The following is a 13,041-nucleotide window of genomic DNA, read 5'->3' as shown; positions in this document are numbered from 1 at the left end:
ACGGGGAGCCGAATGCCGACGGGGTTCATCACCAAGCGCAGCGTGGATGCGATGAAGCCCGGCAAAGCCGATGCCTTTCTATGGGATGCCGGCGATGGGTCCACCAAGGGCTTCGGCGTCAAGCTCACGCCCGCCGGTGCTCGCAGTTACGTCTTCCAGTACCGAGTCGGCGGACGCGGAGCGAAGACCAAGCGCGTCCTGATCGGCAAGCACGGCGCTTGGACGCCGACGAACGCTCGGGAGGAGGCTGAGCGACTGTCTCGCCTGGTCTCGCAGGGTGAAGATCCTGCGGCGTTGAAAGCCGAGAAGCGACGGGTCGCCGTAGATCTGGCTTTCAACAAGTACGCTCTACGCTTCCATGAGGCATGCAAGGGGGCTGGCTGGCGCAATCTGGTAGAGCGGACGCTGCGCCTTCACGTTGTCCCGGTGCTTGCTGACAAGCCGCTGCCAGCAATCACCCGCGCCGATGTATCGGCTGTGCTCGATCGCCATCCAGCTACGGCAAGGGCGCAGCGCCGAAATACGTTCGCCGTGCTGCGCAAGCTCTTCCGTTGGGCGAATAGCCGCGGGGATCTTGGCCGCTCGCCCTGCGAAGGGATGGAGACCCCCCCGGCAGTCCGTCCGCGCGATCGGGTGCTGACGGATGATGAGCTTCGCCGGATCTGGCTTGCCTCGGCAAATGCCGGGAAGCTGTTCGGCCCTGTGGTGCGGATGCTGATTGCCACCGGCCAGCGCCGTGAGGAGGTGACGCGGCTCGACTGGAAGGAATTGGATCGTGCCCGCGCGCTTTGGACGCTGCCGGCCGATCGAGCGAAGAACGGCGAGCAGCATACAGTGCCTTTGAACCCCCTCGCTCTCGCCACCCTCGATTCGTTGGCCGGAAAGAAGTGGCCGAAGTCAGGATGGGTATTCGCCACCAGCGGCGATAAGCCCTTCACCGCCCACGCCAAGGGTAAGACCAAGATCGATTCGGTACTGTCGAAGGATGGCGACGGGGATATGCCGGGTTGGCGCCTGCACGACCTTCGGAGGACTCTCGCTACCGGCCTTCAGCGACTCGGCGTACGGTTCGAGGTGACCGAGGCGATCCTGAACCATGTGGGGCAATCGCGCGCCGGCGTGGCTGGGATCTATCAGCGCCATACGTGGGCGGATGAGAAGAAGGCCGCGCTGGATGCCTGGAGCCAGCATCTCACGCAGCTCCTGCATCCGCCGGACGCTGGCAATGTGGTTCACCTCGCAGAAGCGCGAGCGTGAAAACTGGGGCGGCTAGATTTGGCCGCCGAAAGACCGGCTGCCGCCCCGGTCACTCAGTGGAAGCGCCAACGGAGGGCGTGAATGACTGCATTTCTAAACGTGCCGGACAAATTCGCGGGGTATCCCGTTGGGATTGCAGACGCGATTGACCAATCCTGCGCTTGGCACCTGGGCGCTGATTGGCGGTTAACGATGGCAAGTATTGATGAAGCAGTGATTTGGTCACGACAATACGAGCGCGCTCTTTCCTACGCTTTAGCGACGGGCGAACTCGCCGCCTATGTTCAAATTTCCAGCTCAGAGAAATATTACCAGATCCCAAAAGATGTTTGGCGAGCTTTCACCAAGGAAGATGCCAACCTACCTCGCACTTTGCCGGATTTTAGCACCATCCCAGGCTATGACGCGCGGATGGCTGGTTGTCCTATTTTAATATGGGCAGACGCATTGGAGAGATGGAGCTCTGCTCTATCATTTCGACTCGGCCAATTGGTAACTCCTGTGCGTGTCGAAGTTTCTGAAGAGGAAAGGGCCTCTCCGGCGAAAAGCTCACCGGTGTCCGCTGAAGGTCAAGACATTAGCTCTCAGGCAACCACCTTCAACCGCTACTCCAACTGGCAAGAGCACGGTGCTTGGTACACCGACCGTGTCTCCTCAGCCCCCCCCGAAGGCTTCACCCGGAAGCAAGATGAGGAGGCGGGAAGATTGGTCGGCATAAGTCGGGACCGCATTCGAGATCTCCGCGGCGAGCTGGCTCCAGAGCACTGGAAAAAGGATGGTCCTAAGCTGAAGCCTAACTTGGCGAGATAACTTGGCGGAAAATCCGAGCGACTCGGCGGATGCCAAGTTCGTCCGCCAAGTTTTTGCTTTGCACGATCCCTCCATCGCCTTCGCAATCCCGCGACGGCAGTGGAGACGATTCCATGTCGAAGCTCGAACTTAAGCCCCTCCTCGACGAAGTCGGCGCGGCTCCTATGGTGGGCACCGAGCCCAAAACGCTCGCCAACTGGCGCGTTCTCGGGAAAGGCCCGAAATTTATCCGGGTTGGTCGCAAGGCCATGTACCACCCGGACGATTTGATCGATTGGCTCGCTGCCCGTCGCGTCTCGTCTACCTCCGAACGCGTGGCCGCGTGATCGACCATGTTCGTAGCAGCAGCGGCGAGCGGCCCTGAAACGCGAAAGGCCGGCACTGCCATGCCGACCTCCCACATTTTTCATCACAACAGCGTCTACGAAAATACATCTGAGGCCGCGTTCGCGCAACCTCATCTTGAACTGATCCCGCGCATCATCGCGACGCACTGGCTTCGTCCGGAAGTGGCGGAGGCGGCGCATGGCTAACACTGTCTCACCTGAAGCTGCCGAGTTTCTTCTTCTTATGATCGAGGAAACTTGCCTCCCCCATGATTGGGACACCTCTGGGTTGTGGCTATCGCACACCCAAGATTTGGCGCAATTCCTCGCGGACGTTCGCAACCTCGTCACTATCGACCAAGCCGCGATGCTCGTTGGCCTGGGCGGCATGCTCGTCGAGATGGCCAAGCGCGAACGCGAAGCCGCCGACGTCGTCGCCTGTCTCTTTGAACGCGACGGAGGTGCTGCATGAGCGTGCTTCACGCGCCGTCCGATACGGCAAAGCTTACCGCGGCGATGGAAGTGTGCGCGCCGCACCTCCGTCCAATCCTTGCTGCGGTCCGTGACCACCGCGCTGGCATGCTGTTTGTGCCTCCAGGCCGCCGGGCGTTTCAACTCCCCGCCGGCCGACCCGCTATCGTGATGATCGGCGACGATATGGACGTGTCGAAAGGGCCGGATGGGTTCCATGGCCCATCCATCCGTCGTGCGATCAAAGCATGCCGGGCTTTTGCCGTCGTTGCATGCGAACCGTTGGCAGCCGCCTACGGTGGCGTCGCGGGCGTCGCTGCAACCGGCGGGAACGCCATGCTGGTCGAAACGCGGCCAGAGCATGAGATGCATTGGATCAAACTGATCCTGGAACTTGCGCCTGGTAAGCCGCTGCTCGTCTGCACCGTGAAAGGGGGGAATGCTTGATGGCCTCCCAAACGACCAATGATCCGTTCGCCTCCTACGGCCGAGCGGCAAACGCAAATGGCTCTGCGCCTCCGATCGACTTCGTTGGCCTGGCCCCCCGAATTGTCGGCGCACTGCTCGACAAGCCCAACAAGGCCCTCAGTACGGCCACCCAGCTTCGTTTCGGCAACAAGGGCTCCCTCTCCGTCGACCTCGATCAGGGCCGTTTTTACGACCATGAGTTGAAGACCGGCGGTGGCATGCTCGACCTCATTCAGCGCGAGCAAGGATGCGATGCTGGTGGCGCTCTCGCGTGGATGGAAGAGCAAGGCCTGAAGGATCGCGACCACTCGCCGTCACCTGCATTTCAAGCTCAGATCCTGCCAATCTATTATGACTACCGGGACGAGAATGGCGCAGTGATCAGCCGGGTGAAACGGTCGCCGGACAAGCGCTTCATTCAGCTAGGGCCGGATGGCAACGGAGGCTTTCACGCGGCCAAAGGCTGCATGGATGGGGTGCGCCGGGTGCCTTACCGGCTGCCGGAATTGCTCGCGTCGGATGTCTCCCGCGCTGTGTTCATCTGCGAGGGCGAGAAGGATGCTGATCGACTTGTCGGCCTCGGCCTGATCGCGACCTGCAACAGCGAGGGGGCGGGTAAGTTTCGGCGTGAGCTAGTGCCCTTTTTCAAGGGGCGCCGCTGCGTTGTGCTGGAAGATAATGACCCTGCGGGCGCAGAGCATGCCCGTGATGTCGCTGAGAAGCTTACCGGCATGGCAGCGGTAGTGACGATCCTGAAGTTGCCGGACCTGCCGCCGAAGGGCGACGTGTCGGACTGGCTCGCTATGGGGGGCACAGTCGACCAGCTGAAAACGCTCGCGCGCAGCGCACTTGATCAGCCCGCAGATGTCATCTCGTTGCCCGTAGGGTCACAGGACGTTCTGAAGGCCACGCCCTATACTTGGTGCGAACCATCGACGATCCCGCCGCGACCTTGGGTCCTCGGCCGCTATCTTCTCCGAGGCGTTGTCACCGCGGCGATTGCACCGGGCGGTGTGGGTAAAACGACATTTCTCTGCGGCACCGCTCTCTCGTTGATCACGGGGCAGCCCCTCCTTGGCAAGTCAGTGTGGGACGGTCCGAAGCGCGTGTGGATATGGAATCTCGAAGATCCGTTGCAGGAGCTTCAGCGTTCGATCCAGGCGGCTGCCAAGCGTTTCGGGCTAACGCGTCAAGAAGTCGAGGGCCGGCTGTTCGTCGATACCGCAATGGACGGAACGGGCCTGTGCACTGCCGTTGAAGATGAGACCGGCTTCAGGCTTCTCGCGCCGGTCTATGAGGCGATCACGGCCGAACTGATTGCGCGTTCGATCGACCTTCTCGTCATCGACCCATTCGTCAGTAGCCATGAGGTCGACGAAAACGCGAATACCAAGATCGATAAGATCGCAAAAGCATGGAGCCGTGTGGCCAACGCTGCCAATTGCTGCATCGTGCTCGTGCACCACACCAGCAAGGCAGGATCCGGAGAAGTCACCGCGTTGAGCGCGCGTGGCGCAAAAGCTCTTACGGACGCCTGTCGCTCCGCGCTCGTGCTCAACCGGATGGACGCCGAGGTGGCTGACAAGTTCGGCTTCGATGATCAGGAACGACGACGCTATTTTTCCGTCCAGGACGACAAGCACAATCGCGCGCCTGCCGAGAATGCTGATTGGTACCGGCTTGAGAGTGTCGACCTTTGTAACGGCGGCGAGAATGGCCACAGCGACAGCATCGGCGTTGCCATCCCTTGGACGGCGCCGGATCCGTTCGACGGTCTCACCGGCAATCACCTTCTCCGTGTTCAGATGGCGATCGACGGTGGCGAATGGCGCGAGAACCATCAGTCGCCAAACTGGGCGGGACGCGCTGCGGCCGAGGTGCTTGGCCTCGACGTAGAGTCCCGTTCGGACAAACGCCGCCTCCTCCAAATGATGAAAACCTGGCTGTCGAATGGCGCACTCGTCACCGTCGAACGCGAGGACGCGCAGCGCCGGCCGCGGAAGTTTATCGAGGTCGGGAAATGGCAGAGCGACAACTCTGCTCCACCCGGCTTCAGTGGAGCAGATTCAGTGGAGCGCGCTGGAGCAAAAGTCTGCTCCACCACCACCCGCCATATTAGTGGCGGGGTGGAGCGGAGCGTTGCGGGCCGGAATTCACAGGTGGAGCAGGATACCGGTGGAGCGGCGGATCGCTGTCACGACAACCCCGCGCTCGGTCGCTCGCCCAGCGGCATGATCTTGGCGCCGGGCGAGAGCGAAGATGATCCAGTGCCCGGATGGGAGAACATCAAATGAGCGCACCGACGAAGAATGTGGCCTCGTGCACAAACGAGGCAACCGAAGCGGTTCCGGCGGTAAATGCCGCCGAGACCAGATCGCCCCCTGGCCAACGCGTCGCTGCGGAGATCGCGGCCGACAAAGCACGTTGGCAGGGCATGCCTGTTCGCCCGCACCTCGATGTGTCGGTAGGTGAAGACGATGTCGTCGACATGCGGCCGGTTCATTCCGACGAGGTCGGCGAGGCTACCCGAATAGCGGTTCTTATGGGGACCACATCGGTCGAGTACAGCCAGCGCGCGCTGTTATGGGCAATGAACGCATCGAAGGGCCGGGGCGAAGATCCGACCACCACCAGCGTCAACGCTGCGCTTGCCATGGTCGCGGCCATCAACCCGGCTGACGAGTTAGAGGCGGCACTAGCGGTCCAGATGTACGCCACACACGACGCCGCGATGGATATGCTGCTGCGGATGAAGCAGGCGAACGATCGATCTGCCGCAACGGACTTCGGCAATCTCGCGACGAAGCTTTCGCGCAGCTTCACGGCGCAGCTCGAAGCGCTGGGCAGGCATCGGCGGGGCGGCGAGCAGGTCGTTCGGCATGTTCACGTGGATAATCGTGGCGGGCAGGCAATCATCGCCGAGACGGTCAACACCGGGGGGCGGCAGGGAGGAAATCTTGAAGGACAACCATTTGGACCTGATGCGGGCAGCACCGCGCTGCTTGGCTCGGACGCGGCGTGGGACGGAATGCCAATCCCCGGCGGTGAAGGGAAAGCGGCGGTGCCGCATTCACGGCGGCGCGCCCGGGTCCGGCGCTCCGAGCGGTAATAAGAATGCGCTTCGACATGGGCACTACACCCGAGAGGCGAGGGCGGCGCGGAAGCGTGCGCGCGAGTTGCTGGCGAAGTGTCGGGAGTTGGCGGGGCGCATATAGGCCCTTGTCTGACGCAACGGGATGGCATATCGTGCTCTGCACGCGCCCATCGCAACACCTTGCGAAGCCGTTTCGTCACCCTGACCGAACGGACTTCAAATGGACGCATCTTCCGCCGCAATATCGTCGCCCGACCGGATCTGCTTCCGGTTGGATGCGCGTCTGCGCTCTCGCGTCGCCGACCGCGCCGCGCGCGAAGGAACCACCCCCTCTCATGTGATCCGCGCTGCACTTCGGCGCGAGCTGGAGAATTTCGCATGATCGCCATCTCACCCGATCCCGCCATCGCTGATCTGCTCAAGCGCGCTGCAAGTGGCGACATGCAAGCGCAGCGAGATCTAGTCGACCATGCTCTGCAGCGCACGGCGGAGGGCTATGTCACCACGGATCACGGCATAGCGGTTGCGGAGGCTTTCGCGAGGATGGCAGCGACCCACGGTGGTCGAAAGGAGCAACTGCTCCTGTCATCTGTCCTGTTCCTAATGTCGGCAGTTTACGCTCAGCGCGACGAAATAGACGCCGCAGCAGAAAAGCAGGCCGAAGCTGTCGCCTTCATCAGCGACCTTGCCGACCACGGAGACGAAGAAGCAGCAAACCAGCTGCAAGTCTATGCCCATACGATCGATCCGGGCGTGCTGATTGCGGCCAGCGATTGGGTGAAGCGCTACAGTGAGGAGGCGGAGTAGTGGGTCTGCTCCAAGGAATGTTCGGCAACTCGGGCCGCCGGACGGGTAGGTATACGACGCCTGTGCCCTATGCGACACCCGGTCTTGGCGAAAGCCTGCCTGGCAGTCGCCGCCTCGACGGGGCGAGCGACACCGGCCTGCCTATGGGGATGGGCTCGATGGGCATCGATCCTACCCTCCCCACCGATCCGTTCGCCGGGCAGCGCCCGATGATGGTCCCGGCACCGTTGGCGCCGCAGTCCAGCGCCCCCGGCGTTCGTCCGTTCGACGCCGCAGATCAGCCCGTAGCCCTGATGCAGACCCTTGACCCCTCCCAGCTTCGTCAGAACGTCAAGGTGCCCGGCCCACGCTTCTTCGCGAAGGATGGCGCTTGGCGGGACGTGCTGGGCGCTCTCGGAGACGTCATGGCTGCCGCAGGCGGCGGCCAAGGCACCTATCTTCCTACGAAGATCCGCCAGATGGAGGAGATGCGCGCGCAGCAAATGTGGCTGGCCCGTCGCAAAATCGAGCGGGAAGAGCAGCTCGCCGATCGAGACTACGAAGCGCGGAAACCACAATACTTCTCCGGCGCTGAGGACCGAGTCCAGTTCGATCCGACCACGGGGCAGACCAATACCGTGTACGACGCCCCCACTCCTGCCGAGAACTATGCGGCACGCTTTGGCCAGCCCGACTCCGACGAATATCGCCAGGCCATGCAGGATTATACGCTGCGGGGCTGGGGCAGCACGGCGATGGGCAACAAGATGGCCCTCGACGATTTCCGCACAGAAAACCGGACGCAGGTGAAGGGCTCGCCGTCGTATCGCGATCTTCATCCCAGGCCGACTGCACCGCGTGCCCCGACGCCGAACGCTGTCGTCGCGGGCATTCTCGGCAAGGTGACCAAGGGCCAGCGTTTGACGCCCGGCGAGCAGGAAATCTACCAGACTTACAAGAACGGACGCAGAGGCGCTGGCGGCAGCGGAAGCGGGTCACGCACCGGCGCCGACCCCTACGCCGGCCAGACGATCGTCAACCCGACGACGGGCCAGCGCATGACCCGCAAGAACGGTCAGTGGGTTCCCGCGACGTGAGCGATCTGCCTCCCGGCTTCGTACTAGAGCCAAGGTCGAAAACTCGTGATGATCCGACGCGGCGCATGTTCGCTGGGGTGGTGAAACGGCCTGTCGGGCCGATCACTATCCCGCCGGGCGAAGTGCCGCACGATGGCGACACGTTCCCTACCGATGGCCGCAATGCCCGCCTGTTCGGCGTGGATGCCTTCGAACTCGGACAGCCCGGCATGATCGGCGGGCAATCCGTCGATCTCGGCGCGAGAGGCCAGCGTTTCTTGCAAGGCGCGCTGTCCGATGGTGGCACGGCAATGCCGACCGGCGCACTCACCTACGGCCGGCCCGTCGCGACGCTCGATGTCGGGGGGCAGGACTATGGCCGCTCGATCCTCGATCAGGGCCTCGCAGTTGCGACGCCGAATTACCTCAAGGCCGATCCCTCGCGGTTGCTGTCCTATATGGAGGCCGAGCGCGGCGCCCGCCTCAACCGTCGTGGTGCGTTCGCCGGTCAGTTCCAGATGCCATCCGACTATCGCCATAAGCTGCCCTGGGCGCCGGCAGAGGAGGCGACTGACGGTAAGGGCGTGGCTTTCTTCAAGGACGAGGCGACGCCGTTTCAGGGGCTGCGACCCGAGATCGCGAAGGGGTATGCGGACCTGTTCGCGAGCCCGACCTCCACGGCGGACGATCTTGTGGCTTACGCGAAGGTCAACGGATTTCAGATCAGCGCCGACGATGCCCGTAAGCGTGTCGAAGCGAGAAACCGTGGGGCCAAGGCGACGCCAGACATCCTCTACAATCAAGCGCCGCGCGTCCTGACGGACGCGGGCGATGGCGTTATCGGCGCGGTCGCGCGAGGGGCAGGCGATCCTGTCAACCTGCTCGACGAAGTGGGAGGCGTAATTGACACCCTCGGCGGCACGCGCGGCCGGGAAAACATCTGGTCCAGCGATCGTCGCTTCGGAGACATCCTTTATAATAACATCGATCAGAACCGATCCGTTCTGGCGTTCGATGATGATCGCCACCCTTACGCTCGATTTGGTGGGCAACTAGCGAGTGGGTTGGCTATTCCCGGCGGCGCCGTTGAAGGGCTCGGTCTAAATGTCGCGAGATTAGCCCTTCGATCGGGCGCGAGCCGGTTTGCTGCCACCGCTGCCGCGCGATCGGCCGTCCGCAATCGACTGCTCGCGACGGGAGCGATCGAAGGCGGCGTCGCTGGGTTTGGATCGGCTGAGGGCGGTCCTCTTGATCGGGTGCCGTCTACTATTGGCGGGGCTGCGATTGGTGCGGGTGCGGGCCTGACTCTTGGCGTTACCGCGCCATACGTGCTGGCCCGCCTTCGCGGCGCGCGCCAGACCTTTCGGCGTCCTCCAGGCATTCGGAATATCACACCACGAGCGCCCGATCCGGATTTGCCGCCCGGCTTTCAAACCGAAGGCCATCCTCCAATTCGATCGAGCACGTCGGTCGCAGACAGTGCTGGCGCTCACGATCTGACGCCTGATGGGGCCGCATTCGTCAATTCGCGGCGCGCGGCCATGGCGAGCGACGTCCCGCCGGGGTTTACGATCGAAGGACCTGCCGTTCCCTCCGATGCGCCCGACCTCCCGCCTGGCTTCGAGTGGGAGCGTCCTGTTACCGGCAAGGTTCGGCCGATCGGCGAACCCTCCAGCGCAGAAGACATGGCAAACCTCGCCCGCACCGTCGATCCGCGCGACGTGATGCCGCTTCCCGCGAATGCGATCGAGTCGCTGGACGAGGCCGAGCGGGCGCTTCCCGGCACGATCCAGAACATACAGTCCCCCGACGAGCGCGACACCCTGCCGCGCTTCACACTCCCCGATGGGCGCACTCGTCGTCAGCCGCTCGATCTAGTTGGCTGGTTGCGGACGCGCGGCGGTGTGAAAGACGACGGCGGCAACCTCCGCGCGATGGGTATCGACAACAGCCCGCGCCGTGATCTCGACTTTGCGAAAGACGAAGGCTTTCTCGGCCGTCTCGTCAATCCGGACGGCATGCAGCTAGACGAAGCCGCAGCGCGCGCAGCGGAAGCCGGCTTCTTCCCCGATCATCCGGACGGTCCAAGCGTCAATGATTTGCTCGACGCGATCGACAACACCCATCGCGGCACCCGCCGGACCTGGCGCCCTGATGATCTCGAAACGCTCGATACCTACAACGCTACGCGCGATCAGCGGATGGCCGTGGAGCAGGCAGAGGCAGAAGGGCGTCCTCTCGCTCAGGATATTGGCCAGCCCGTCACGATGGCCGATCTTGACGCCAATTCGGCACCAGCGACGGCTTACGAGGATCTGCCGGCCATTGGTGCCCGCGCTGGCAATATCGCGCTCGACAAGCTTGAAAGCAGCGAGGACATTCGCCGAGCTCTACAGTCCGTTGAAGCGAAGGTCGGCGGTTTCGATGCCGCCCGTCGCGGCAAGATCAGTCATGCCGAGACCGCTGCGCTCGCCCGCGACATCGGCATGACGGCCGACGACCTGCTCAAGCGCCGGCAGGGTCAGGCGCTCAACGCCGAGCAGGCATTGGCGGCGCGCGCCATCCTCGCCAAGTCGGGCGATGAGCTTCTGCGCCTTGCCGATAAGGTCGAGACTGGCGGACCCGAAGCGATGGCGGCCTTCCGTGAGGGATGGCTGAAACACGTCGCGATCCAGGAGCAGGTTAGCGGCGCCACGGCGGAAGCCGGACGGGCGCTGTCGCAATTCCGCATGACGGCCAAAGCGAAAGACGCGCGCGGACGTGTGCTGAAAGCGCTGGTTGATGAGGCCGGTGGCGAAGATCGCCTCACCGATGTGGCGCGTCGCATTCTCGATCTGCGCGACCCCGCCAAGGTGAACCGGTTCCTGCGGGACGCCGCCAAGCCACGCCTGCGCGATAAGCTGACCGAGCTATACATGAACAGCCTGTTGAGCGGGCCGCAGACCCACGCCGTGAACGTGCTGTCCAACACCCTCACCGCTCTCGGCCAGATCCCGGAACATGGCGTTGCAGCGGCTATCGGCCGCGTCCGCTCTATCCTGCCCAATGCCGATGCCGATCGTGTGCTCGGCTCCGAAGTCGGCGCGCGAGCAGTCGGCCTGCTGCAAGGCTTTAAGGAAGGGCTGGGTCAGGCAGCCCGCACGCTGCGCACCGGCGAGCCTTCGGACTTCATGTCGAAGGTCGAGGCGCAGAGCATGGAGGCGATCTCCGGGCTCAAAGGCAAGGTCATCCGCACACCCACGCGGGCGTTGTCCGCCGAGGACGAGCTTTTCAAGGCGATGGCGCGGCGCATGGAGCTGTGGGGACTGGCAACCCGCAAGGCGAACACCGAGGGTTTGAAGGGTGATGCGCTCAAGCGCCGTGTCGCCGATCTCGCGTCAAATCCTGACGATAAGATGCTGGAAGAGGCGTTCGACTATGGCCGCTATCTGACGTTCCAGCGGCCGCTCGGCCCTATCGGTCAAAGCATATCGCGCATGACGACCGACCAGCCACTGCTCAAGCTGGTGGTGCCCTTCGTGCGCACCCCGACCAACATCCTGAAGTTCGCGCTCGAACGATCGCCCGGTGCGCCATTGATCAAAGAGTGGCGCGCGGACATCGCGGCCGGCGGTGCGCGTCGCGATCTTGCCATCGCCAAGACGATGATAGGCACGTCGGCATCGCTGATGGCTTTCGAACTGGCAGGCTCAGGGACGATCACGGGCGGCGGCCCTGCCGACGAGTCCGCCGAGCGGCTGATGCGCGCGGATGGTTGGCAGCCCTACAGCATCCGCGTCGGCGATCGCTATTACAGCTACAGCCGCCTCGATCCTTATTCGACGACGCTCGGCATCGCCGCGGACGTTGTCGATCTGCAATCCCATATGACCGACGACCAGCGCGAGAAGGTGTTGGCGCTGATGTTCGCGTCGGTTGCACAGAACCTTTCGAGCAAGACCTGGCTGTCGGGCGTGGCGGATCTGACGAAGATGGTCGACGATCCTGGTCGCTATGCTGGGTCGTGGTTGCAGCGGACAGCCGGCGGTATCGCTGTCCCAGCGCTCGTGGCGCAGACCGCGCGGTCGATCGACCCGTACCAGCGTGAGGCGCGCTCTATTCTCGACACGATCCGGGCTCGCATTCCGGGCCTGTCGCAGGGCGTCGAGCCTCGACGGGATGTTTGGGGGCAGCCGGTCCGCAATAGCGGGGGCCTCGGTCCGGATATGGTGTCGCCGATCTGGACGAGCACGGCGAGAAAGGATCTCATCAACGGCGCGATGCTCGGTGCTGACGCCCACGTCGGGCAGCCTCGCGATGAGGTGTATGGGCGCAAGCTCTCTCCAAGCGAATATGGGGTCTACCGGGAGCAGGTGGGTCTGGATGCTCGCGGTCAGTTGGGTCCGCTGCTCGGCACGCCGGGTTGGACTGGGTTGCCAGCTTACTCGCGGCAGGAAGCAATAGAGGATGCGCTGGCGCGCAGTCGGAGAGCGACGCGCGAGCGGATATTCGGGAAACCCCCCAAGTCGAAGGGCGTTACACTGAAGGGCGCGCTGCCTCCATTGCCAGATGGATTTATGCTCGCGCCCCAGCGATCTCGCGTCCCATAGCCCGACGCTCGAAGTTGTTTGGTCCTGATTTTTCAGGTATATCAATGCCAACGCGCCCATTCTCGCGAAAGCGGGGAAGCCGTTTCCACTTACTCCAGGAAACGAGCTACTCATGGCGCAAGCGCTCCACACCTTTCAATCGCATTTTAGCAGCATCAACGGCT

General features: G+C 63.1%; 12 protein-coding genes. All 12 read left to right on the top strand.

Going from position 1 to position 13,041, the window contains the following annotated elements; all coding sequences use genetic code 11:
• Positions 1-12: 12 nt before the first annotated feature.
• Positions 13-1,257: a tyrosine-type recombinase/integrase gene (locus tag FYJ91_RS12985; protein WP_149522700.1), complete on the top strand. Its 1,245-nt coding sequence runs from the start codon at positions 13-15 to the stop codon at positions 1,255-1,257.
• 81 nt (positions 1,258-1,338) lie between these two features.
• Entirely contained in the window at positions 1,339-2,067 is a 729-nt protein-coding gene (locus FYJ91_RS12980; protein WP_149522699.1) for a hypothetical protein, read from the top strand.
• Positions 2,068-2,180: 113 nt separating this feature from the next.
• Positions 2,181-2,393, top strand: a complete 213-nt coding sequence (locus FYJ91_RS12975) for a MerR family transcriptional regulator (RefSeq protein WP_149522698.1) — start codon at positions 2,181-2,183, stop codon at positions 2,391-2,393.
• Positions 2,394-2,399: 6 nt separating this feature from the next.
• Positions 2,400-2,600, top strand: a complete 201-nt coding sequence (locus tag FYJ91_RS12970) for a hypothetical protein (RefSeq protein ID WP_149522697.1) — start codon at positions 2,400-2,402, stop codon at positions 2,598-2,600.
• Positions 2,593-2,865, top strand: coding sequence for a hypothetical protein (locus FYJ91_RS12965; protein WP_149522696.1), 273 nt, complete (start codon positions 2,593-2,595; stop codon positions 2,863-2,865). The genes FYJ91_RS12970 and FYJ91_RS12965 overlap by 8 nt, the downstream gene beginning before the upstream one ends.
• A complete protein-coding gene (locus FYJ91_RS12960; RefSeq protein WP_149522695.1) occupies positions 2,862-3,311 on the top strand; it encodes a hypothetical protein in 450 nt (149 codons plus the stop codon). Before FYJ91_RS12965 ends, FYJ91_RS12960 begins: the two co-directional genes overlap by 4 nt.
• Entirely contained in the window at positions 3,311-5,626 is a 2,316-nt protein-coding gene (locus FYJ91_RS12955; protein WP_149522694.1) for an AAA family ATPase, read from the top strand. Before FYJ91_RS12960 ends, FYJ91_RS12955 begins: the two co-directional genes overlap by 1 nt.
• On the top strand, positions 5,623-6,441 hold the full coding sequence (locus FYJ91_RS20670) for a hypothetical protein (RefSeq protein ID WP_181008502.1): 819 nt from the start codon (positions 5,623-5,625) through the stop codon (positions 6,439-6,441). Before FYJ91_RS12955 ends, FYJ91_RS20670 begins: the two co-directional genes overlap by 4 nt.
• A complete protein-coding gene (locus tag FYJ91_RS21115; RefSeq protein ID WP_425474024.1) occupies positions 6,377-6,547 on the top strand; it encodes a hypothetical protein in 171 nt (56 codons plus the stop codon). The genes FYJ91_RS20670 and FYJ91_RS21115 overlap by 65 nt, the downstream gene beginning before the upstream one ends.
• A 257-nt stretch (positions 6,548-6,804) precedes the next feature.
• Positions 6,805-7,233: a hypothetical protein gene (locus FYJ91_RS12945; protein WP_149522693.1), complete on the top strand. Its 429-nt coding sequence runs from the start codon at positions 6,805-6,807 to the stop codon at positions 7,231-7,233.
• A 158-nt stretch (positions 7,234-7,391) separates the two neighbouring features.
• Entirely contained in the window at positions 7,392-8,309 is a 918-nt protein-coding gene (locus FYJ91_RS12940; RefSeq protein ID WP_149522692.1) for a hypothetical protein, read from the top strand.
• 209 nt (positions 8,310-8,518) lie between these two features.
• Complete coding sequence (locus FYJ91_RS12935; protein ID WP_149522691.1) at positions 8,519-12,877, top strand: hypothetical protein; 4,359 nt, start codon at positions 8,519-8,521, stop codon at positions 12,875-12,877.
• Positions 12,878-13,041: the final 164 nt, after the last annotated feature.

This window comes from Sphingomonas montanisoli (assembly GCF_008274695.1).
GTDB lineage: Bacteria > Pseudomonadota > Alphaproteobacteria > Sphingomonadales > Sphingomonadaceae > Rhizorhabdus > Rhizorhabdus montanisoli.
Note: the sequence above shows the minus strand (reverse complement) of the source record. Positions and strands in the feature narration are given on the sequence as shown.

Coding starts and splice junctions, on each gene's coding strand:
- FYJ91_RS12985 (WP_149522700.1), top strand. CDS start 13: ATGCCGACGGGGTTCATCACCAAGCGCAGCGTGGATGCGATGAAGCCC.
- FYJ91_RS12980 (WP_149522699.1), top strand. CDS start 1,339: ATGACTGCATTTCTAAACGTGCCGGACAAATTCGCGGGGTATCCCGTT.
- FYJ91_RS12975 (WP_149522698.1), top strand. CDS start 2,181: ATGTCGAAGCTCGAACTTAAGCCCCTCCTCGACGAAGTCGGCGCGGCT.
- FYJ91_RS12970 (WP_149522697.1), top strand. CDS start 2,400: ATGTTCGTAGCAGCAGCGGCGAGCGGCCCTGAAACGCGAAAGGCCGGC.
- FYJ91_RS12965 (WP_149522696.1), top strand. CDS start 2,593: ATGGCTAACACTGTCTCACCTGAAGCTGCCGAGTTTCTTCTTCTTATG.
- FYJ91_RS12960 (WP_149522695.1), top strand. CDS start 2,862: ATGAGCGTGCTTCACGCGCCGTCCGATACGGCAAAGCTTACCGCGGCG.
- FYJ91_RS12955 (WP_149522694.1), top strand. CDS start 3,311: ATGGCCTCCCAAACGACCAATGATCCGTTCGCCTCCTACGGCCGAGCG.
- FYJ91_RS20670 (WP_181008502.1), top strand. CDS start 5,623: ATGAGCGCACCGACGAAGAATGTGGCCTCGTGCACAAACGAGGCAACC.
- FYJ91_RS12945 (WP_149522693.1), top strand. CDS start 6,805: ATGATCGCCATCTCACCCGATCCCGCCATCGCTGATCTGCTCAAGCGC.
- FYJ91_RS12940 (WP_149522692.1), top strand. CDS start 7,392: ATGGGCATCGATCCTACCCTCCCCACCGATCCGTTCGCCGGGCAGCGC.
- FYJ91_RS12935 (WP_149522691.1), top strand. CDS start 8,519: ATGATCGGCGGGCAATCCGTCGATCTCGGCGCGAGAGGCCAGCGTTTC.